The organism is Microcoleus sp. PH2017_35_SFW_U_B (assembly GCF_020737865.1).
In the GTDB taxonomy this organism is placed as follows: domain Bacteria; phylum Cyanobacteriota; class Cyanobacteriia; order Cyanobacteriales; family Microcoleaceae; genus Microcoleus.
This window is the reverse complement of sequence record NZ_JAEQDE010000021.1, coordinates 42,108-62,239: the sequence shown is the minus strand read 5'-3', so window position 1 is coordinate 62,239 and position 20,132 is coordinate 42,108. Positions and strand designations below refer to the sequence as shown.

The window sequence follows — 20,132 nt, the reverse complement described above, 5'->3', positions numbered from 1 at the left end:
GGAATCTGAATTCACAGAGTTAGGTTGCGAACATCATATCTTATTATGCCATTTGCTCGATCGCTCTTACAAATCGCGCTGTTTTCATATTGTGCAAAGCCTCGTTCAACAAGACTTTTCCAAACAATAGTTTTCCTTCATAGGAATTAAGCGAAACTTCACCAGCCCCAAGTTGCCAGCAAAATTGTCTGTAACCAGGCGTATCCATGCTGCTGTCATGGACGAAATTGGGGGGACGCAACGCCGCAGCAAACTTCATAAACGGTAGCGCGTAGAAAATGTGACAAACTTGCTGCATCAGGAACAAGCGATCGCGCTTGCAGTCATCCAGTGCGTCACCGAAGTATGCCTTTAGATAGATGTTTTCCTGCTTTTCGGTGGTGACAAAGCTATTGGCAAGGATCGCCAAATCCACATAGCGATCGCTCCCAAAGGCCCCCTCCCAATCAATGACCCAAAATTTATTGCCATCAAAAAGAATATTGTGTGGGTTCAAATCGTTGTGACTTGAGACTAAATCGCGATCGTGACGCGGATAAACCATCTGGATTTCTGAGTAATATTTGAAAACTTCTGCTGTTGCAGTTTCTGGCAATACTTTTGAAGCCTTAAACTCCTGAATAAAACCGTCAATGCCATCCATGAAATTCACGAATTTTGGAAAAAGCGAGGTAGCATGAATCGATTCAATCATTTTTGCGAATTCTGCCAGCAAATCATCTCGCGAGCCAACATATTTCGACAAAGGTACAGCTTCGATAAAGTCGGTAATTGCTAAAGCATCTTCCGTGCTGAAATAATAAACCTGTGGTGAAATGCCAGCTTCTGCGGCCAAATTCATGCAAGCATATTGCCGAACGGGATCGCTGAGCGGATCGATCTGCATAATCAGCCTTAATACATAAGCTTTACCATTCACGGTAATTTTATAAACCAGCGCTGAGGAGAACCCTCCAGTTAGAAGCTGGATACTTTCGACATTTCTGGTATTAAAAGCAGTTTGAATTGCTGTTTCAACTGCTTCGAGTTTTGCTTCTGGGATCGATGATTTCAAAGTAGAGTTTGGCATAAAATCCTCAACGAATTTACATTCCTGGAAAACAACTTTGACAACCGTACCCTTCACCCCTGAAAATGCGATTGAGTTGACCATTCTGTATTCCTAGAACTCAAAGCTAGTGCCTTCATACTCAGAGCACGTTTGACAATAACTTTGTCGGCGCCATTACCATTGATCTCAATTGTTCCAAGCAAGCTGTAGGGCAGCGCCCAAGGAAACTCATAACAGCCTGAGTGTTTTCAAGCCGTTAACCATACCGCTGCAAATCCGATTCGATTGCGAGATTTTGATGCGGTTGCATCACTGACATTTTCCTGTCTGACCTCACCAAATATTCCTGGTAATCAGTCTCAATTGAGACGATCGCCTGAATAGACATAATCACCGTCCTCACGGGGTACTAATTTTCCGTTAACAATACATGGGGATTTTACCAAATGTCAACAGTCCCTATCGATATTAGGCAAACTCTGCTTTTGAAGCAGCAGGAGATTGGGATAGAGAGCAGGGCTGATTCCTTCTAAAATTTTCCAATCTCTCTAACCCTTATGTTATGAGGCGTTGGGTAGATCTTTCTGTAGCAGGCTTAGCAAATTATTAAAAACTCCTGTTTTCCTTGCTACTAAAAGCTTTGTCCAGATTTAAATCGTAAATTGATATTAGAATAAATCAGCCCTGGGATAGAGAGGGGCTTGACTGATAGCAATCGCGGGAGTTCGTCGGCTTTCATCAAACTTCTGGTTGTGGACAGAGGCTTTGAGCCCACCCGATTGCTGCTGTGGAGTTTGCTCAAAGATATTCTACAATAAAGAATGAATTTTGACCTTGAAAATTCCCTTGACCTGTACTAATTCAAGAACAGGAAAACTGACTGACGATAAGACTGTATTCTGAGGAGATTCCTATCTGGTACATCTGAGATTGTTTGTTGCTGAAACGGATTGCCAACAATTACATTCATTATTAGGACTGTCACCATCGTCTGCTTAATACAATTTTTCGCCAGCATGGGTTTCACAAAACTTTCCTCAGACTCAAATTGAGTTGGCATTCAAAGTTGTTGTTAACCGTCGCTATCCCGATGCAATTGGTACGCCTCTAATCATTTTAAAGCTAGACATCACTCGATAAATAAAACCTGTACTGATTCCTCAGCAGAATTAAATGCGAACTTTGCTCATGTGAGAGCTTCCTTTGTCTGTATTTTTTATTTACTTTTATATTTGGTGTATCTTACTTGAACTAACTCGGTCGGATACTTCTGTACTTCTATTAACTTTAATTTCATCTCCATGGGAGATGGCAAGAATAAGGGAATTCCTTCGCCTAACATGATAGGTGCGATCGACAGAATATATTCATCAATCAGTTGACATTGGAGGAATGAGGCGATTAATTCTGCACCTCCAACTAGCCAAATTCGTTTGAGTCCTTGCAACTCCATTTCGTGCAGAAATCGATCGGGCGTTGCGGAGGTAAATAACACATCATCGCGATCGGGCGATCGGCTTTGCTGGGTAAAAACGTAGGATGGCTTGCCGGGATGGGGCCACTCGCCAAAGCTCAACACCTGTTCGTAGGTTTTGCGTCCCATCGCCAATCCATCGATCGATCGATAAAACTCACCATACCCGTGGTCAGTTTCGTCCGTCTCAAAAGCTGTAAGCCAATCAATACTGCCGTCTTTACGAGCAATATAACCGTCCAGACTGGTTGCAATATAAAGTACGATTTTTGTCATTGATTAACCTCCTTTCCAGGGCGATGCTTGTGCAACGAACAAGTCATTGAGCGTTATTCTCATTACTGGGGTGCCAATCTGCCCGGTTCAGGCGATAAACAAAACAGTCATCGTCACCAAACTGTCGCGGTTCAACAAATTGAAAGCCAAGACGTTCGTAGAAGCGGTGGGCACGGGTATTGCTGGCCAGTGGATCGATGAGTACAGCCGTCACAGCAGAGTCGGCGAAACATCGAGTCAGTGCAAGCTGCATCATTTGTGTGCCATAGCCTTTGCCCAAATCTGTCTCTTCTCCAATCCAAATGTCGATCGCACGTAGATTCGGTTCGCAATCGCCCCAGTAGTGACTATCCTCAAGTGCTGGATCGATAATCTGAATAAATCCGATCGCCCGGCCATCAATTTCAGCAATTAATTGCTCCCTCCAGTCGGGAGTGCGATCGAGTTCTATTTCCCAACCCCAATCATCGTTAGGATCTGCATTAACCACATGAGGTTGCTCATCCCAATGTCGCAGTAGAGCTAAATCAGCGGAGGTGGCGGAGCGGAGGTTTATCATCATTCATTACTTTTGAAATTTTATTTTCACTGCCTTGATTAATGTTAAACAGGAAAATGACATACTGCTTCCATATTATGTCCATCTGGATCTAAAACAAAAGCACCATAATAATCAGGATGATAGTGAGGTCGCAAACCCGGAGTACCATTGTCTCGCCCCCCTGCTGCTAGCGCTGCTGTGTAAAAAGCCTGAACCATCTCATGAGTTTCTGCGCGGAAAGCAATATGAATTCTAGGGGTATTTACCTCTCCCTGTGTAATCCAGAAATCGGGCTTTCCGTCTATTCCAAAACCTGCCAGAGATATAGAACCAGTCACAGAAGCATCAAACTCTTTCAGTAATTGATAACCAAGCGGGGCTAAGGCTTTGGTGTAAAAATCTTTGCTTTTCTCGAAATTACTAATGTTAATGCCAGTATGGTCAATCATCAATTTTTCCTACTATATTATCGCTTATTTATCTTGTGAAGAAGTAACCAGATCGACGAGTTCAATGACAATAACGTTCCACCCGATCGACAAATCTACAGCTTTTTGAAGTATCTGGCGATCGGTAACAGCCCGAAACCCGCCTTTTCATAGGTGCGACGTGCTGCGGCATGACCTGGATCGCCTCCGGTTTCGACCATTGCAACAGACATCCCCGCATCTTTCATCCAATTTACAGCGAATTCTGTCAGAGCGGAGCCAATGCCACGACCTTGAAAGTCTGGATCGACAGCGATCATGTAAATTTCACCCATGCTGCTTTCCGAATCGAGTTTCACGGCGACAAAGCCCACGGTGGAACCTGCATCAATAGCAACCCAGACATTTGTATCCTCCGCAGCGCAGACACCTTCGACAGCCTCTTGCTGGCTGACGCGCCAACCATCGGGATAGAAACTCTGGTAGACATCCAGATCCATCGCTTTCTGAATCGAATCAAATACCGGAGTCCATGCCCGAAGAGAAAGGCGAATGATTGCATCCAGTTGTTGAGCGTCGTAAGGTTCAATCCGCATTTGCATCATCATCTCAAAGGTTGTAACCAGTGTATTACATTTGTAATGGCGATCGCAATCTTTCTTCCATTGTGAACGCAGTGACTATTGGTTTACTGCGCTTGGTTCCATGTAGACAAGTTCCCAAATGTGACCATCTAAGTCTTGAAATCCATGGGAATACATAAACCCGTGGTCTTGTGGTTGATTATAGGTTGTTCCACCAGCGGCGATCGCCCGCTCAACCATTTCATCAACTTCTTTTCGACTCTCAGTAGATAAACACACCAGCACTTCTGTGCTTTTGGTGGCATCACAAATTGCTTTGGGCGTAAAAGTCTTGAACTTTTCGTAAGTCAAAAGCATGACGAATATGTCGTCGCTGACAATCATGCAAGTGGCTGTCTCGTCAGTAAACTGAGGATTGAAGGTGAAGCCGAGTTTAGTAAAAAAGTCAATAGATCGATCGAGCTTTTTTACGGGCAGATTGACGAAAATTTTAGTAGCCACGATCTTCTCCTTTTGTTGTTTTATGGGAAAGTAAATGGTAGTTGTTGCGTTGTTGGCTATTGCTGGTTGTAGGCTTGCTGCAAGCGAGCAACATCAATCTTGCTCATTGCGAACAGGGCTTGCATCACGCGCGTCGCCTTGTCGGCATCCTTGTCCTTCAGCATTTCTGTGAGCGATCGCGGTACGATTTGCCAAGATAGCCCGAACTTGTCTTTGAGCCAGCCGCACTGACTTTCACTTCCACCTGCGGACAACTGGCTCCACAGCGTGTCAACTTCTTCTTGTGTCTCGCAGTCCACACTGAGGGAAATGGCTTCAGTGAATGGGAATTGCGGCCCACCGTTGAGTGCCTGAAACTGCTGCCCTTCAATTTCAAACAGCAGGGTAAGCAGTTTGCCTTTGTGTTCGGGTATGGCATCGCCGTAGTGCGAAACTTCCAAAATCTTGCTGTTATTGAAAATGCTCAGGTAGTAATTGACAGCCTCTTCGGCATTAAAGTTAAACCAGAGGCATGGTGTGATTTTTTGACTGTTTTGCATGGTGTTTCTACTAATCGTTCTAGTGGCGGAAGTGACGGAAACAGTTAAGCCTCTCTTTGATTTAGGCAGCTTTCTCGCAGTTAACCATCCACGGTATACCGAACTGATCGACCAGCATTCCAAACCGAAAAGCCCAAAAAGTTTGCCCGAATGGCATCTTCACTGTGCCATTTTCAGCGAGGGCGTGAAAGATACGTTCCGCCTCTGTTGGATCGTCGATCGCGATTTGTACAGAAAAGCCTTTGGTTTCTTCAAAAAACTTAGGCGGACAATCAGAACCCATCAAGCGATACGTTCCGAATTCCATACACGCGTGCATAATTTTGTCAAGCCAATCAGTAGATAATTCACAGGGTTTTGGTTCCGCAGTTGGCGCATCCGCGTTAGTGAGCATTGTGACGATTTTGCCCCCAAAACATTGCTCGTAAAACTTGAAAGCTGCCTCGCAGTTACCGTTGAAAAAGAGATAAGGATTGAGTTGCATGGCTTGCTCCTGTTTGTTGAGTTTTAGGCGTTATCTTTTGCACTCAAATTGTCTTTAAGAAGTGCAAAAACTAATTCTTAGGTAATCCCGCGACCTCAATTACTGGTCTGATTTCGATCGTGCCGGCGCGCGCCCCTGGAATGCGGGCGGCGATCGCGATCGCCTCGTCGAGATCCTGGGCATCAACCAGGAAGAACCCGCCGAGTTGTTCGCGAGTTTCTGCAAACGGGCCATCGGTAACAAACTGTTTGCCGTCGCGCACCCGGACGCTAGTCGCCGTCGCTACAGGGTGCAGCGGGGCTGCCGACAAAAACTGCCCTTTTGCATGGAGTTCTTGTGCAAGCTGTGTGGATTCTCCATAACAATGTTCGCGATCGGTCTGGTTCATGGCGTTTTCTTCCATGTAAATCAGCAGCAAATATTTCATTGGTTTGTCTCGGTTGTTTCCCTGTATCAGTAAGTCGAAGGACGATCGCTCAAATCGACACCTCGCCAAAAAATTTTGCTCGTCAGGTTACGATCTTGAAGAGACATCTGTTTGATAAATGTAGGGCGTACGCCGAGGGCGACAATTTATGCCTAAAACCCTTGATTTTATGTCCAAATGCTTCACCCGGATCCGAGCAAGTGCGATCGCTCGCTCCTCGCCTAATTTCTTTTTACCAGATGTCTATTTGCCTCCGTTGTTGCCCTGTGTAATACCAATTCACTATGAACCTGCACTTAATATAGCTTCAAGGATATAGTCCCAACTACAGAGAGATAAGACTTCTTCATTCGTGAGAGATTTGATAATTATATCTACCTGTTCTTTGAGTTTCTCTAAACTCGAATAATTTGCCAACTTGAGGTCTTTTTTTGTTCCCACAATCTTTCAATCGGATTCAATTCAGGACTATAGGCAGGTAAATATATTGGCATCACATGGTCATGCCAGTCTAACAAGAGAGCTTTATGAAAGCTACCATTATCCATGATAATTAGATTGAAACTCTCTGAATATTTTTCAGCAAATCCATTTAAAAACTCTTGAAAGCAGTTGTGATTGAGCTGAGAAAATTCTTGATAATATTGTTCACCTGTTGATGGTTCTACAACTCCATAAAGATAGAAGTTTTCTCGCTAAAGATTGCTTTTTGCCGATGGGTTTTATCCCCTTCAATGTAATCATCTTGCCCTGCATAGTAATCAATCCAAATCTACTCTCGTCCTGACACCATATCCTTACAGGCTGTCCTGTTCCGAAATATTTAATCATTACTTTGATAATCTCCCACAGTTTTTTTTGAAGTTTGTCTGTGCAACTTCGTTCACCTTATTACTTTGGGGTCTTGGAACTTTGAGGTAAGATTTTAATTTATAATGAGGAATAGAAATCATAGTATCGGCAATCTCACGAACGCTTGCCACACTTTGGAGCGATGGCGCATCTGCAAGAGATAGGGGGCGCAAAATCAATCTGGTTGTTTCTAGGATGGATTGAGCAAGCATAAAACGATTCTACCTCGACCGACTTTCCCAGCAAATTTTAACACTAAAATTCTCCTTATGCTTCCAGCACCAAGAGCTTGCTGTACGATGGCGTTCCTAATCACCAGTTGCCGATTGCCTCGAATCCTCAACTAAGAACTTTGTGTCAATCTGGTGCATTGGGATTATTGTACTACCGAATGGGGCTAACATTTACAGTGAGTTGTCAATGAAAACATTCCATTCTTGTATCATCGGGCTAAACGGGTAAATGTAACCATAACAACATGAACCAACATATGAGAAATCATTGCCGCTTCAAGACCTTTACGCCAGTACAGATAGCCTGCAATGATGCCAAAAAATGAATTACCCACAATCACATAGGTAATGACTGAAGGAGTGACTTGTGTTCCTAGTACGAAGGCAAGGGGTAAATGACCCAGCCCAAAGAGAAATGCTGAAAGGGCGATCGCCGATACAAAGCAGAATATGGAAGGCACACCCTGCCCTTTTGAAAAAATACGCCAACCTATCCATACTAAAAGCGTCATTATTCCCCATCTGAGCAATAATTCTTCGGTAATACCTCCATACAGAATACGAGTCAAAAATGGGGTGTTGCTTGATAGAGTTTCAGCCTTCGTAATAAAATCAGAAGGTAGAAAAACTTTAGCACAAAACTGAATAAAAGTTAATCCAATAACTCCGATCAAGCCTCCAATAATTCCTGGAAGCACTTGGGGCTGAATAGCCAAACTAATTGAAGTTCGATTAGACACTGCCTCAGCCAGAGGTGCGGATAATCCAACTTTATGAGCTAGTACAACACCAATCAAGACAGTAATAGACAAAAGAAAGGTTGGTTGAATCAAAGAAATCAATTTGATTCCCCAGAGCGGCATCTGAAGTTCTTCATCCTCAGGAATAGGTAATTTCATCCACCAAAGAGAAACGATGCCTACCATGCCTGTTAGCCACAAAATTGTAAATAATCTCATTGACATCATAGTTCCTCCAATTACAGCTAAATTCAATACTGAGAGCCAACACTCTAATCTTTAATCACGATCCTATCAAAGGTTCTCTGTATAACTGATGTACCTATCAGATGCAGCCAAACTTTGCACCCCAACTGATCAATTAGTATTGATACGTTCTAGTTCAGAACAGTTATTGGGCTGCTGCCATCACTTCAAGATTCACAGCTTGCTCAATGCCTCAGAACTTAGTTGCATTCTCTGCCCAATATCCTGTAACCGGCTAAACTGCTGTACCAGTGCTGGAATATTCTCTAAGCTCTTTAAAAAGTTCCACAGGTAGGAAATAATGGCATAAATCTCACCTGTTTGAATGCCTGGAATCCAGACTGTACGAATCAGAACCGTGGCAGCAAGTAAAATCGTAAACAGTTCTATAAATCCATAATTCAGGGCTTCTGCATTAGAAAGGTGGACTCTCCATTTTGCTATTAACAAGTAGTGCGATCTCACTACTTCAGCCTCAGATTGGCTTAAAACTGTTACTTCCTGTTCTAGCTGATTATTCAAGTTTTGATTCAACCGTTGTGATTTCTGAGCATAGCTGCGATTGATCAAAATCAACGGAATAAGCAAAGCCAAACAATATGCGCCAATCTGTATGTCATAGATGAATAGCATTACCAATGCGCCAACAAAGCTAAACAACCCTGCAATAATTTGGGGAATATTTCGCTCAAAGAAATCGACAAATTCTCTGGAAAGCACGGAACGCGCAGCAATTTGAGCCGTTGAAGCGCCCTGCTTACTCTGCTCTACAACCATCGCTGTTGCTAAGTTGCTATAGATACTGGTAAAGGTTCGAGTATCGTATACATGACGAGAAATAGCTGTAATCGCATGTGCCAGCCAAATGCATAGAAAGGGGATGATGTTGCTATAGTTTCCCTTTAGAAGCTGATCGATAGCAAATCCGATCGCTAGCGGATATAGCAATTCAAACGTATTTTCCAGCAACGTCAGCCCATAGGTAAACAGGATAGACCTGTAATTTGATCGAAACAGGCGTTCCAAAATTTGCGAGACAGAATGAAGTTTCATAGAGATAGATTTAAGTAGGTTTAATCTTTGCTAGGCAGTTGTTTGAATGCTTGTGGTTTCCATTCAGGCGGACCGAATAGACTCAAGAACCATTCTTTGAGAGTCTGCGATCGTCGTAAATCGCTAATGATTCTGGAATATTCCATAATATTGATCTGAATAGGATTGTGGGTTTGAATATTTTCAGTCAGCCCGTAGATCACCTTTTCCGTCTCGGCTTGGTAAGTTCCAAACAACCTGTCCCAAACAATCAGAATGCCACCATAATTTTTATCAATGTATGGCAGATTTGAGCCATGATGTACACGGTGATTGGAAGCTGTATTCATCATGGATTCGAGAATTCCCAATCGCCCAATTTTCTGATTGTGAATCCAGACTTGATATAGCCCCACAACTTCGAGCGCAATCAAGACTTGTAGGGGATGAAATCCCAGCAGTGCCATCGGAATGTAGAAAATCCAAAGGATAAAGTCTTCAACCCATGCCAGCCGCAGCGCTACAGTCAAATTAAAATCAGTGGAACTATGATGAACGCTGTGATATGCCCAAAAAAAACGAATCCGATGTTCTGCACGATGGTTCCAGTAATAGAGAAAATCTGCGATGAATACTGCTAATAGCATTGTCCAGCCATTTACAGGAACCTTTAGAGGACTGACTGCCGCAATTAGGGATAGCCCAACTACAGCTACAACATTTGCTAATTGATCGCTGAGAAAATCATGAACGATACCAACACCGATATTTGCAGCCGTTTCTCGGTAATTCCGTTGTTTACGAAAGAAAAAGTCAACGCCGATTTCAGCGAAGATAATACAAAACAAGATAAGCGATAGGGAGAACAGCGAAGTTTCTAGATGCTGCAAGTTTTCTAGAATCGGTTGGGCAGAAATGTTCATAGTCAACATCCTATGGTGTTTTGAGTGTCTTAATTCGAGCGCTCGAATTATTTAAACTCATGTCGATAGAGCTTTTACAGTTGTCTGCCTGTTAAGGCTAGATACAGTATTTTTCGCAGTAGGCAATTAACATCTTGGTAAATAAGTGAATCTGCTGGGCAAAGGAAAAGCTATTTTCACGTTCTATCTGCTCGATCAAGATACCATTGATCAAAGTCCAGACAAATCGAGCGAGCTTCGGATCTGAGAGATTAAGCAGTTCCTCCATCATTTGTTGATAGCGCCGATCTATTTGCTGAAAAATGGGATTACTGTTAATCTCTGTCACGGCGGTATGCTGGTAGAAATCTGTCCAAATTACTGCCTGTTTGACAAAGTGTTCTTCATGCTGAACCAGCATACATCCAAGTCTTTCAATGCGTTCGGTCAGCGTTCCTCCTTCAGCAATCGACTTAAATAGATAAACATCCTGCCAACTGATCTCCTCAACCAATTGCTCAAACAACACCTGTTTACTAGCAAAGTAGTGATACATTGCTCCAGTGGAGATACCCAATGCCTTAGAGATTTGTCGTGTTGTAACACTAGCATATCCGCTTTCGGCAAATAGGTTAAAGCATCTATGGAGAAGCTCTTTACGATACTCCTCAGAGTCAACGATTTTGGGCATGGACGATTTTGGGCATAAAATTTATATCGAGCGCTCATTATAATATAGCAGTGCGATTATACTGTGTCAAGTCTATCGGCTATTTTGGTTTCAACGAGAAGTTAGGCTATTGGCGATTTTGATACGACGACAAGACGTTGTAATTATCTCGTTTCCCTAGTTGGCAAAAGTCTGTCATAAATTTAAAAAAATGGTATAAGTCGAAGGGCGATCGCTCAAATCGACACCTCGCCAAAAATTTTTCTCATCAGGTTGTGATGCCAAACGCAAAACCAGACGTAACCCAAGCCATTGACTCCGTTTATCGATCGGACTGGGGTCGGATCGTCGCCACATTGATCGGACTGGTTGGAGATTTCGACGTAGCCGAAGAGGCGGCGCAGGAAGCCTTTACGGCTGCACTGAAGCAGTGGCAGACTGCCGGAATTCCCGATCTCCCGCGCGCGTGGCTGATTAAAACAGCTCGATTTAAGGCGATCGATCGCCTCAGACGGCGGACGCGACTCGCCGAAAAACTTGAAGTGTATGCTGCCTCTGAGTCGATCGAAACTATCGAAGAAATCGATGACGATATCGGCGAAATCCCCGACGAGCGATTGCGGTTGATTTTCACCTGCTGTCACCCCGCGCTGGCGATCGAGGCTCAGGTTGCTTTGACGCTGCGCCTGCTGGGCGGGCTGGAGACGGATGAAATCGCACGGGCGTTTCTCGTACCCACGGCGACGATGGCGCAGCGGCTGGTACGCGCCAAGCGCAAGATTCGTGATGCGAGCATTCCCTACACAGTACCGGAGACGAAGGATTTGCCCGATCGGGTGGAAGCGGTGCTGACGGCGATCTATTTGATCTTTAACGAAGGTTATGCGGCGACGCATGGCGAGACAATAGTGAGAGCCGATCTCTCGGCCGAAGCGATCCGGCTGGGGCGACTCGTGAGGATGTTGATGGCACCGCAACCGCCAGCGGAAGTGACTGCTCTGGTGGCGCTGATGTTGCTGCACGACTCGCGGCGCGATGCGCGTCTGGATGAGTCTGGCGACCTGATCCTGCTGGAAGAGCAAGATCGCAGTCGCTGGAACAGGGCACAGATTGTCGAGGCGCTGCCGCTGGTTGAGGAAGCATTCCGTGGCGGGATCGGGCCGTTTGCTTTGCAAGCTGCGATCGCAGCCGTGCATTGTCGGGCGGTGCGGGCCCAAGAGACAAACTGGCAGCAGATTGTTCAGCTTTATAATCTGCTCGAACGCTTACAGCCATCGCCAATTGTGTCGCTGAATCGGGCGGTGGCGATCGCGATGGTAGATGGGCCGCAAACTGCGATCGCGCTTCTGGATGCGATCGGCCCCGAACTTGATGGCTATCACCTGTTTCACGCCGCGCGGGCCGATTTGTTGCGCCGTATGGGAGCATCCGCAGAAGCCGCGCACAGTTATGAGCGAGCATTGACGTTAGTTACGAATGATAGCGAACGCCGTTTTCTCGATCGGCGGTTGCGCGAAGTCCAGCAATCCTAAAATCCTGATTGAGGTGCACGGGCGATCGATGAAATGACTCGATCGAGCGAAGTCACCACGTCGGACTCCCGACTGTTGCTAAGGAATGACAATTCAATATACGAGCAATTGCACATATGTTTGATTGATTGCTCGACCGCAGATGATAGGCAGATGAACACAGATAAACGCAGATAATTTCAAGAAGTGAGAGCTTGGAAATGCAATTAATTAGTCGCCTATTCATGCACTATTGATATGAACTTGTGTTATACATTTGTCAACGCTCTTCTGAAACCTAACAGCAAGAATCAGTAGCGGCAGCACCTTCACCAAAAATTGATTCAATCTACCGCATTTGAATTCTTTGGTGGCGGCATTTGGTCAAATTTAGGCAAATCTGGATTCATATAATCCCACGGTTGGGCACTAGCTGCGTAAACATCTATTGTCGGCCCAAACCAGCTCGGCTCGTCAAGACTGCCTGCCATGATGCCCATGAGTTCAGGATTTGGTGGTTTACTAAATAATCGCGCACCACAGTTGGGACAAAATCCACGACCGACAATTCCCCCACTATCGCCCGTAACATCATAGTATTTGACATCACCTGCGATCGCAACTGCATTTCGAGGAACCAGCATCGCAGCAGCATATGCAGTACCTGTCGCTTTTTGGCAATCGCGACAGTGGCAATTCCCCATCACAATTGGTTCTGCTGAACATTCGTAGCGGATATTTCCGCACATACAACCGCCAGTAAAAGGTGTTTTCATGAAAGTATCTCCTAATCCTTATCAGTTATTATGTTAACTTTCTGAATGTGTTTCGTTCCAGGATTTGCTCTGGGCGGTATAGGAATAACGGCAGTTAAAATTAGCCGTAGGGTGCGTCGCCATCGACAATCTCTCAAGTAAAATGGAAAATTTTATAGCGACGCACCTCCCACATGGGGTTAAATAACAAACATTTTTTGTAGCCAGACTTGAGAGCAATTATCGAACAGCGAGTACAATAGAAACGAGACGAGTTGGGTTTATATCATGGAGCCACCAGCGACTCATCAACCTGAAGCAAGTAGCTTGCACAATTTATCTAGCCAAAGCCTGGGTTGGAAGCATATTTTGGTCGAGCAATTCTATGAACCTCCGGGTGAGTGCAACTATGATGGCGGTGATGAACATACAATTAATTTGTCCCTTGCACCTCGTCCAGTCCGTTTGCTGCAAATCCAGGGAGAAAAAACCTATGCAGGGCTTTACAGGAAAGGTGATATTTCCATCACGCCTGCAAGGATGCCGTTGTTTGCGCGTTGGGATAGTGACGATCGCTATTTGCAGATTAAAATTGCGTCTGGTTTCATTGAAAGTGTTGCCAGAGAAGCTTTTGACATGAATCCAGATCGCCTGGAATTGCTGCCGGAATTTCGGATGCGCGATCGACAAATTGAGTCGATCAGCTTTATGCTACTTTCGGAACTACAGCAGCAAAATTTAAGCCCAAATCTCTACATCAAGTCAGTGTAAAATATTATAGCAGTGCATTTGCTCAGACAATACTTTACTACCAAACCTCGCCTGACAATTTACGAGGGCGGTTTACCTCAGCGTCAATTGTTGCAAGTCTTGGAATACATAAACGAACATCTAAGTCAAGACATTAAGCTCGCTGATTTGGCTGCGTTGCTGGGGATGAGTCAGTTTCATTTTAGTCATATGTTTAAAGTGGCGGTGGGAATAGCTCCCTATCAGTATCTGCTTCAACAACGGATCGAACGGGCGAAGGAGTTGTTACAGCAAAAAGAGCGATCGATCGCGGAAATTGCCTTAGAATGTGGGTTCAACAGCCACAGCCATTTGAGCAAACAGTTTCGGCAGTTGACGGGGATGACTCCTACAGCTTATAGAGATCGTTAAACAAGATTGCATAAATATTTGATTAATAAATGAACCGCAGATTAAAGGCAGATAAACACAAATAAATGTAGATAATTTCTAGATTAGTTGGGAATGAATGGAAGATGTCCACTGTTAGCTTGCAACTTGACATTACCAACTGATAATCAGCGGCAATCCCGGTCGAAAATCTACTTGTTTACCATGCACTTCTCCATCAAAGCCTAGCTCCAGAAAATACTCGGTTCCTTTCCTTAACTTGACCTGATTTGTATCAATTACTGCTTGCAGTTCTGGTGACGGATTATTCGCAGCAGGACTTACTAATTCTACACGAGTAATTTCGCGGAAACCAACACCGTGATTCAGGGGCTGTAATTTCTCAGTAGAGGATGAATCTGGACGTTTTCCCCAGGGAGTTTGAAACAGCATCGGCTCAGTTAAATTATCACTATTTGTGGCTACCGCGATGCTGATTGTTTCAGGTAAATAGGGCGGACGATATGCCCAACTAGAAAATGCTACTGTGTCCTCAGAACCTGTGGTTGAACGCAAACAGATGCCGAAGGGACAGGCGCCATTATTGCGATTTGTCGATCGCTCCCAAAGACGAGTCCGATAAATAGGCTCAGATTGCGCCTCCTCTGGATCGCGCACCCACAACAGTTCCAACATGGCGTTATGGAAAAAGAAACAGCGATTCGTGGTACCTTGTCCAACGTGAATGCGAGACGAGCCCTCGACTAAACCGAGGGATGAAAGGCGATCGGCGATCGGGGCACCAATATCAGTTAAGATGAAGATATGGTCGAATTCAAATGCCATAATTTTTTAGCTATTCGGTGTGCGCTGGCATGATTAAGCAGAGGTTTGTACCGATTGATATGGTTGGATCAAAATTTCAGCCGGAACCCCCAATTCTTGATGCAACTTCCGAATCATCTCCAAGGTTAGAGAACGTTTGCGAGATAGCACTTCAGAGACTCTAGCTTGACTGCCAAGACATACCTCTAAATCATGACGAGACCATCCACAGGTATCCATATAATATTGAATTGCTGCGATTGGATCTGGTATTTCAATGGGGAAGTTTGCCTTCTCATAAGCTTCCACTAAGGTACTGAGGATATCTAATCGATCGCATTCTGGGGTATTGGGGGCTGCATCAAACAGTGATTCAATTGATCGCAGGGCTTCCTGATAATCTGTTTCTGTTTTAATTGGGTGTAATTCCATACATCAACCTCTTTTTAGATAGTTTCCGCATCTATTATTTTAGAGTGCTGGCATTCATTCGCTTTCCCATCTTTAAATACATCTGCGTTAATCTGTGTTTATCTGCCTGACATCTGCGGTTGTTCTATCAATCAAAGATTTACGTAATCTTGCCGAGTATTTATAATAACGCGATCGCAAAATGGTATCAAGAATTAGTCCACAATATCTGATGTTAGCTGGTGAGTGCGATCGACTATTCGACCAATTCTCGATCGCATTTCAAGTCTTGTTTGCGGGGAAACCATCAAATCTTGCCCAATCTCAAATCTCAAATCTCAAATCTACAACAGAGGAACCATCCGCCCGCATCCAGCAGTCTCAGCATCCAGTTACCGCCAATTCTGCTAGAGTCAGGTGAGAGACATTCCGTGCATCTTGCAGAGACAAGGGTTCCTGGTCTTTGCCCCAAAAGCAGTAAAATCCCATCAGCTTGTGACCTGCAACCCGATCGGCAGTAACTTAAACATTAAGGTAATTTGAAATCATCCCCTAAAGTTCCCCTAAGCCTTGACATCCGACCTACACTCTGTAAATTAGACACTCTAACTGCGCCGCCATCCATATATAAAAAGATGCCATGTCAACTTTAGTTATCGTCGAATCTCCCACCAAAGCCCGTACCATTCGTAACTTCCTGCCCTCTACGTACCGGGTAGAGGCATCTATGGGCCACGTCCGAGACCTCCCATCCTCCGCCGAAGAAATACCAGAAGCCGTTAAAGGTGAAAAATGGGCGCAACTCGGCGTCAACGTGGAGGCAGATTTTGAACCGCTTTACGTCATCCCCAAAGATAAAAAGAAAATTGTTAAAGAACTCAAAGATGCGCTAAAAGACGCCACAGAACTGATTCTAGCCACTGACGAAGACCGGGAAGGCGAAAGCATTTCCTGGCATTTGCTGCAAATCCTCAAACCCAAAGTTCCCATCAAGCGGATGGTGTTTCACGAAATCACCCGCGAAGCTATCCGCGACGCCCTAACTCACTGCCGCGATATCGACAATCGAGTGGTACAGGCCCAGGAAACTCGCCGAATTCTCGATCGACTCGTCGGATACACCCTCTCTCCGCTACTGTGGAAGAAAATCGCCTGGGGTTTGTCCGCAGGGCGAGTCCAGTCAGTCGCAGTACGCCTGTTGGTACGCCGGGAACGGGAACGCCGCGCTTTCCGCCAAGGTAGCTACTGGGATTTGAAAGCAACTTTGACCCCCCCCAAACCTCCCGCCAAAGGACAGGCGGGTGTATTTGAGGCAAAACTGGTGACAGTCGGGAATGTAAAAGTTGCCAACGGTAGCGATTTCGATGAAAATACCGGACAAATTACCGCAGGCCGCCGCGTACTTTTGCTGAACGAAGACCAGGCGCGGGCTTTACTCGCACGCATTCAAAACAAACCCTGGACTGTCGGTAATATCGAAGAACGGCCAGTCACCCGCAAACCGTCGCCGCCGTTTACGACCTCGACTTTACAGCAGGAGGCTAACCGGAAGTTGAGACTGGGTGCGCGGGAAACTATGCGAATTGCCCAAAGTTTGTACGAACGCGGTTTTATCACCTATATGCGGACGGATTCGGTGCATTTATCCGAACAGGCGATTACTGCCGCCCGCAGTTGCGTGCAAGAACTTTACGGTAGCGAATACCTCAGCCCCCAACCGCGCAAATACACGACGAAAAGCAAAGGTGCCCAGGAAGCCCACGAAGCTATCCGTCCGGCCGGTAGCACTTTTAGGACTCCGCAGCAAACGGGATTGGATGGGATTGATTTCCGCCTCTACGATTTGATTTGGAAGCGGACAGTGGCTTCTCAAATGGCAGATTCGCGCCAAACTCACGTCACGGTATTAACTCAGGTAGAAGATGCCGGTTTCCGTTCTAGCGGGAAACGCATTGATTTTCCGGGCTTTTTGCGCGCTTATGTGGAAGGTTCCGATGACCCGAATGCGGCGCTGGAAGACCAGGAGGTGATTTTGCCGGCGCTGAAGGTGGGGGATAAGCCTAATTGCAAGGATGTAGAGGCTGTGGGACACGAAACTCAACCTCCCGCCCGCTACACGGAGGCTTCTCTGGTGAAGATGTTGGAAAGTGAGGGTGTGGGCCGTCCGAGTACCTATGCGAGTATTATCGGTACAATTGTCGATCGAGGATACGCGAAATTAATAGCTAACGCGCTAATTCCGACCTTCACCGCTTTCGCCGTCACGACTTTATTAGAAACACATTTCCCCGACTTAGTAGACACGGGTTTTACTTCCCGCATGGAACAAACCCTGGATGAAATTGCCACGGGCGAGGCGAAATGGTTGCCGTATTTGCAAAAGTTTTATACAGGGGAAACGGGACTCGCAACCCAAGTTAAGGAACAGGAAAGTCAGATTGACGCGAAAGTTGCTCGAACTGTGGTATTGGAGAATATCACGGCAAAAGTTTGCATCGGTAAATACGGCGCTTACCTCGAATCTGAAAACGAAGAAGGCCAGGTGAAAGCATCGATTCCCCAGGATTTGACTCCGGCAGATTTAGACCCGGAAAAAGTGGAGTTTCTGTTAAAGCAAAAGACGGAAGGGCCAGAAAAATTAGGTCTGCACCCGGACACTGGGGAACCGATTTATGTGCTGATTGGCAATTACGGCCCCTACGTTCAGTTGGGGGATGTTTCGGAAACGAACAAGAAACCGAAGCGTTCTTCTTTACCGAAGGGGACGGATAAGGATAGCGTGACGGTTGATATGGCGGTGAGTTTGTTGACTCTACCTCGGTTGTTGGGCACTCACCCGGATACGGGGGCGAAGGTGCAGGCTAATTTGGGGATGTACGGCCCTTATGTGGTACACGACCAGGGTAAGGTTGGTAAGGATTATCGATCGATCAAGGTTCCTGATGATGTTTTGACTATAACGCTCGATCGGGCTTTAGAGTTATTATCGCAACCGAAAGCCGTGCGCGGCAGCAAATCAACGACACCGTTAAAGGAATTGGGCGCCCATCCAGAATCTGGAGAGCTCATCAATGTTTACGACGGCCGCTACGGGCCCTACGTCAAACATGGGGATATCAATGCTTCTTTGGCTAAGGATGAATCTTTGGAGAATTTCACCTTACAAAAAGCATTGGATTTGTTAGCAGCGAAGGAAGCTGCGGGCGGCGGAAAATCTAGCAAGTCGAAGAAGTCAACTAAGACTACTGCGGCGAAGTCGGAAACTGCGGCGAAGAAAACGACTACTGCGAAGAAAACCACTGCGGCGAAATCGGAAACTGCGGCGAAGAAAACTACTGCGGCAAAGTCGGAAACCGCTGCGAAGAAAACCACTGCTAAGAAGGCGACGACTGCTACGGCGAGTAAGAAGAAAACAGAGTGAAATTAGTAAGGAGACGTTGAAATTAGTAAGGACACAGCAGTGCTGTGTCCCTACAAAACTCACGGATTTCTTTTGGATGATGCGTTATCGAAGAAATAGAAACTTTTTGGCTGCTGTATTGCACGAGCAAAATAAAAGGATGGAGAGATTTCAGGGTGAAGATTCCAAAAGATGCGGTCATCCCAGACGATAAGATAACTGGTTATCTGCTGGTACACAAAGCCAGAAATGATAAGTCAAAATTCTTGGCACGGGCTGGATTTACCTCAGAAAACCCAGAAGCGCTGAAAGCAGCCATCCAGTCAGTTGTGGGAGTAGGTGAGGCGATTGAAGAGAGGAATAACGAGTATGGAATCTTTTATCGAGTTGTAGGAGAACTCGTTGGTACAAATGGTATAAACCTATCTGTCGTTACAATTTGGCTGCAACGACGGATTGATGGAAAATTTCAGTTTGTGACGCTACAACCTTTTAAGGAGAATTAAGATGATTCTAAAGCTATATCAGGAAGTTGCTTTAACTCGTGACTTACCAGAATATCAACTCAGAGCTGGAGATATTGCCACATTGGTTGATTTTGTTCCTCATCCTAGTGGTGGTGAAGAAGGCTGTCTGTTGGAAGTATTTAATGCTGTTGGTGAGTCTCTTACAGTTATAGCCGTCCCTATCTCTACTGTAGAAGTTCTCCGCCCTGATGAAATCTTAACTGTTCGTTCTTTGGCAACAGCAGGTTAATATTGATTCACATCCAGGTTGTAGAAACCGTGGCATCGGAACATTTTGTTTTAATGATATGATCAAGACTATCCATGTAGTAATTCGAGTAATTGAATCACCATGATATCTGAACTTATGGTACAACCTTCTTACTGGATAGATAGCGAGATTTCGATGCAGAAAGTCAGAAATCTTTACTTATTCAAATTTACGGAAAACCTGCAAGCCAGATTGGAAGAATTAGCCGAGAGAAAAAAGGCTAATCTTTTAACTTCAGAAGAGGTTGTAGAATTAGCAAGTTTACTCGAACTCGATCGAATTTTTACCTTAATTAACGCTAAAGTTATAGCAGCCTCATGTCATTTAGACACTTAATTAATTAGCAGTGCCAAT

Annotated in this window: 24 protein-coding genes and 1 pseudogene; 8 read left to right on the top strand and 17 right to left on the bottom strand. The window is 45.1% G+C overall.

Going from position 1 to position 20,132, the window contains the following annotated elements; all coding sequences use genetic code 11:
• Nucleotides 1–43: 43 nt before the first annotated feature.
• The 14 genes and pseudogenes from JGK36_RS01745 to JGK36_RS01685 all read right to left on the bottom strand — a co-directional run bounded on the left by JGK36_RS01745 (nucleotide 44) and on the right by JGK36_RS01685 (nucleotide 11,001).
• Entirely contained in the window at nucleotides 44–1,153 is a 1,110-nt protein-coding gene (locus JGK36_RS01745; protein ID WP_293176368.1) for a phosphotransferase, read from the bottom strand.
• A gap of 1,114 nt (nucleotides 1,154–2,267) precedes the next feature.
• Nucleotides 2,268–2,801 carry a dihydrofolate reductase family protein gene (locus tag JGK36_RS01740; protein ID WP_293176366.1) on the bottom strand — a complete coding sequence of 178 codons (534 nt, stop codon included), beginning with the start codon at nucleotides 2,799–2,801 and terminating at the stop codon, nucleotides 2,268–2,270.
• A gap of 43 nt (nucleotides 2,802–2,844) precedes the next feature.
• Complete coding sequence (locus JGK36_RS01735) at nucleotides 2,845–3,363, bottom strand: GNAT family N-acetyltransferase (protein ID WP_293176364.1); 519 nt, start codon at nucleotides 3,361–3,363, stop codon at nucleotides 2,845–2,847.
• A 41-nt stretch (nucleotides 3,364–3,404) separates the two neighbouring features.
• Nucleotides 3,405–3,791 (bottom strand): VOC family protein, encoded by a 387-nt coding sequence (locus JGK36_RS01730; RefSeq protein ID WP_293176362.1) that lies wholly within the window; start codon nucleotides 3,789–3,791, stop codon nucleotides 3,405–3,407.
• A gap of 95 nt (nucleotides 3,792–3,886) precedes the next feature.
• Nucleotides 3,887–4,366, bottom strand: coding sequence for a GNAT family N-acetyltransferase (locus JGK36_RS01725; protein ID WP_293176361.1), 480 nt, complete (start codon nucleotides 4,364–4,366; stop codon nucleotides 3,887–3,889).
• 84 nt (nucleotides 4,367–4,450) lie between these two features.
• On the bottom strand, nucleotides 4,451–4,855 hold the full coding sequence (locus JGK36_RS01720; protein WP_293176359.1) for a VOC family protein: 405 nt from the start codon (nucleotides 4,853–4,855) through the stop codon (nucleotides 4,451–4,453).
• A gap of 56 nt (nucleotides 4,856–4,911) precedes the next feature.
• On the bottom strand, nucleotides 4,912–5,394 hold the full coding sequence (locus JGK36_RS01715) for a VOC family protein (RefSeq protein ID WP_293176357.1): 483 nt from the start codon (nucleotides 5,392–5,394) through the stop codon (nucleotides 4,912–4,914).
• Nucleotides 5,395–5,455: 61 nt separating this feature from the next.
• The gene (locus tag JGK36_RS01710; RefSeq protein ID WP_293176355.1) at nucleotides 5,456–5,878 is read right to left on the bottom strand and encodes a VOC family protein; all 423 of its coding nucleotides are present in this window, start codon (nucleotides 5,876–5,878) and stop codon (nucleotides 5,456–5,458) included.
• A gap of 70 nt (nucleotides 5,879–5,948) precedes the next feature.
• On the bottom strand, nucleotides 5,949–6,374 hold the full coding sequence (locus tag JGK36_RS01705) for a YciI family protein (RefSeq protein WP_293176353.1): 426 nt from the start codon (nucleotides 6,372–6,374) through the stop codon (nucleotides 5,949–5,951).
• Nucleotides 6,375–6,700: 326 nt separating this feature from the next.
• Nucleotides 6,701–6,985: pseudogene (locus JGK36_RS33780) on the bottom strand (transposase); the annotation flags it as partial.
• A gap of 614 nt (nucleotides 6,986–7,599) precedes the next feature.
• Nucleotides 7,600–8,349, bottom strand: coding sequence for a CPBP family intramembrane glutamic endopeptidase (locus tag JGK36_RS01700; RefSeq protein WP_293190297.1), 750 nt, complete (start codon nucleotides 8,347–8,349; stop codon nucleotides 7,600–7,602).
• A gap of 201 nt (nucleotides 8,350–8,550) precedes the next feature.
• Nucleotides 8,551–9,429: an ABC transporter six-transmembrane domain-containing protein gene (locus tag JGK36_RS01695; RefSeq protein ID WP_293176349.1), complete on the bottom strand. Its 879-nt coding sequence runs from the start codon at nucleotides 9,427–9,429 to the stop codon at nucleotides 8,551–8,553.
• Between the two features lie 20 nt (nucleotides 9,430–9,449).
• Complete coding sequence (locus JGK36_RS01690; protein WP_293176347.1) at nucleotides 9,450–10,331, bottom strand: sterol desaturase family protein; 882 nt, start codon at nucleotides 10,329–10,331, stop codon at nucleotides 9,450–9,452.
• A gap of 97 nt (nucleotides 10,332–10,428) precedes the next feature.
• Nucleotides 10,429–11,001, bottom strand: a complete 573-nt coding sequence (locus JGK36_RS01685) for a TetR/AcrR family transcriptional regulator (protein ID WP_293176345.1) — start codon at nucleotides 10,999–11,001, stop codon at nucleotides 10,429–10,431.
• Between the two features lie 257 nt (nucleotides 11,002–11,258).
• Here JGK36_RS01685 and JGK36_RS01680 point away from each other — a divergent pair, with 257 nt between their 5' ends.
• Entirely contained in the window at nucleotides 11,259–12,512 is a 1,254-nt protein-coding gene (locus tag JGK36_RS01680) for an RNA polymerase sigma factor (RefSeq protein ID WP_293195815.1), read from the top strand.
• A gap of 323 nt (nucleotides 12,513–12,835) precedes the next feature.
• Here JGK36_RS01680 and JGK36_RS01675 read toward each other — a convergent pair whose 3' ends face one another.
• Complete coding sequence (locus JGK36_RS01675; RefSeq protein ID WP_293187007.1) at nucleotides 12,836–13,267, bottom strand: GFA family protein; 432 nt, start codon at nucleotides 13,265–13,267, stop codon at nucleotides 12,836–12,838.
• A gap of 267 nt (nucleotides 13,268–13,534) precedes the next feature.
• On the opposite strand from JGK36_RS01675, the gene JGK36_RS01670 reads away from it, so the two are divergent.
• Both JGK36_RS01670 and JGK36_RS01665 read left to right on the top strand, forming a co-directional pair.
• On the top strand, nucleotides 13,535–14,017 hold the full coding sequence (locus tag JGK36_RS01670) for a hypothetical protein (RefSeq protein ID WP_293187008.1): 483 nt from the start codon (nucleotides 13,535–13,537) through the stop codon (nucleotides 14,015–14,017).
• Between the two features lie 18 nt (nucleotides 14,018–14,035).
• Entirely contained in the window at nucleotides 14,036–14,407 is a 372-nt protein-coding gene (locus JGK36_RS01665) for a helix-turn-helix domain-containing protein (RefSeq protein ID WP_293195812.1), read from the top strand.
• Between the two features lie 132 nt (nucleotides 14,408–14,539).
• Here the strand turns inward: JGK36_RS01665 and JGK36_RS01660 are convergent, their stop codons facing one another.
• Nucleotides 14,540–15,211, bottom strand: a complete 672-nt coding sequence (locus JGK36_RS01660) for a VOC family protein (protein WP_293187010.1) — start codon at nucleotides 15,209–15,211, stop codon at nucleotides 14,540–14,542.
• A gap of 33 nt (nucleotides 15,212–15,244) precedes the next feature.
• Entirely contained in the window at nucleotides 15,245–15,622 is a 378-nt protein-coding gene (locus tag JGK36_RS01655) for a transcriptional regulator (protein ID WP_293187011.1), read from the bottom strand.
• Nucleotides 15,623–15,803: 181 nt separating this feature from the next.
• Here JGK36_RS01655 and JGK36_RS01650 point away from each other — a divergent pair, with 181 nt between their 5' ends.
• The 5 genes from JGK36_RS01650 to JGK36_RS01630 all read left to right on the top strand — a co-directional run bounded on the left by JGK36_RS01650 (nucleotide 15,804) and on the right by JGK36_RS01630 (nucleotide 20,114).
• Nucleotides 15,804–16,022, top strand: coding sequence for a hypothetical protein (locus JGK36_RS01650; RefSeq protein ID WP_293192493.1), 219 nt, complete (start codon nucleotides 15,804–15,806; stop codon nucleotides 16,020–16,022).
• 219 nt (nucleotides 16,023–16,241) lie between these two features.
• Nucleotides 16,242–19,022, top strand: a complete 2,781-nt coding sequence (topA, locus tag JGK36_RS01645) for a type I DNA topoisomerase (RefSeq protein ID WP_293195809.1) — start codon at nucleotides 16,242–16,244, stop codon at nucleotides 19,020–19,022.
• A 155-nt stretch (nucleotides 19,023–19,177) separates the two neighbouring features.
• Nucleotides 19,178–19,507, top strand: a complete 330-nt coding sequence (locus JGK36_RS01640) for a DUF6883 domain-containing protein (protein WP_293187014.1) — start codon at nucleotides 19,178–19,180, stop codon at nucleotides 19,505–19,507.
• A gap of 1 nt (nucleotide 19,508) precedes the next feature.
• Complete coding sequence (locus JGK36_RS01635; protein ID WP_180274614.1) at nucleotides 19,509–19,757, top strand: DUF4926 domain-containing protein; 249 nt, start codon at nucleotides 19,509–19,511, stop codon at nucleotides 19,755–19,757.
• 102 nt (nucleotides 19,758–19,859) lie between these two features.
• Nucleotides 19,860–20,114, top strand: a complete 255-nt coding sequence (locus JGK36_RS01630; RefSeq protein WP_293192487.1) for a hypothetical protein — start codon at nucleotides 19,860–19,862, stop codon at nucleotides 20,112–20,114.
• Nucleotides 20,115–20,132 lie beyond the last annotated feature (18 nt).

Bases quoted from the DNA above. Each gene is read 5' to 3' on its own strand.
- JGK36_RS01635 (WP_180274614.1), top strand. From the start codon at position 19,509: ATGATTCTAAAGCTATATCAGGAAGTTGCTTTAACTCGTGACTTACCA.
- JGK36_RS01710 (WP_293176355.1), bottom strand. From the start codon at position 5,878: ATGCAACTCAATCCTTATCTCTTTTTCAACGGTAACTGCGAGGCAGCT.
- topA (WP_293195809.1), top strand. From the start codon at position 16,242: ATGTCAACTTTAGTTATCGTCGAATCTCCCACCAAAGCCCGTACCATT.
- JGK36_RS01650 (WP_293192493.1), top strand. From the start codon at position 15,804: ATGGTATCAAGAATTAGTCCACAATATCTGATGTTAGCTGGTGAGTGC.
- JGK36_RS01675 (WP_293187007.1), bottom strand. From the start codon at position 13,267: ATGAAAACACCTTTTACTGGCGGTTGTATGTGCGGAAATATCCGCTAC.
- JGK36_RS01680 (WP_293195815.1), top strand. From the start codon at position 11,259: ATGCCAAACGCAAAACCAGACGTAACCCAAGCCATTGACTCCGTTTAT.
- JGK36_RS01745 (WP_293176368.1), bottom strand. From the start codon at position 1,153: ATGGTCAACTCAATCGCATTTTCAGGGGTGAAGGGTACGGTTGTCAAA.
- JGK36_RS01690 (WP_293176347.1), bottom strand. From the start codon at position 10,331: ATGAACATTTCTGCCCAACCGATTCTAGAAAACTTGCAGCATCTAGAA.
- JGK36_RS01700 (WP_293190297.1), bottom strand. From the start codon at position 8,349: ATGAGATTATTTACAATTTTGTGGCTAACAGGCATGGTAGGCATCGTT.
- JGK36_RS01735 (WP_293176364.1), bottom strand. From the start codon at position 3,363: ATGATGATAAACCTCCGCTCCGCCACCTCCGCTGATTTAGCTCTACTG.
- JGK36_RS01630 (WP_293192487.1), top strand. From the start codon at position 19,860: ATGATATCTGAACTTATGGTACAACCTTCTTACTGGATAGATAGCGAG.
- JGK36_RS01740 (WP_293176366.1), bottom strand. From the start codon at position 2,801: ATGACAAAAATCGTACTTTATATTGCAACCAGTCTGGACGGTTATATT.
- JGK36_RS01725 (WP_293176361.1), bottom strand. From the start codon at position 4,366: ATGCGGATTGAACCTTACGACGCTCAACAACTGGATGCAATCATTCGC.
- JGK36_RS01670 (WP_293187008.1), top strand. From the start codon at position 13,535: ATGGAGCCACCAGCGACTCATCAACCTGAAGCAAGTAGCTTGCACAAT.
- JGK36_RS01655 (WP_293187011.1), bottom strand. From the start codon at position 15,622: ATGGAATTACACCCAATTAAAACAGAAACAGATTATCAGGAAGCCCTG.
- JGK36_RS01730 (WP_293176362.1), bottom strand. From the start codon at position 3,791: ATGATTGACCATACTGGCATTAACATTAGTAATTTCGAGAAAAGCAAA.
- JGK36_RS01685 (WP_293176345.1), bottom strand. From the start codon at position 11,001: ATGCCCAAAATCGTTGACTCTGAGGAGTATCGTAAAGAGCTTCTCCAT.
- JGK36_RS01715 (WP_293176357.1), bottom strand. From the start codon at position 5,394: ATGCAAAACAGTCAAAAAATCACACCATGCCTCTGGTTTAACTTTAAT.
- JGK36_RS01660 (WP_293187010.1), bottom strand. From the start codon at position 15,211: ATGGCATTTGAATTCGACCATATCTTCATCTTAACTGATATTGGTGCC.
- JGK36_RS01695 (WP_293176349.1), bottom strand. From the start codon at position 9,429: ATGAAACTTCATTCTGTCTCGCAAATTTTGGAACGCCTGTTTCGATCA.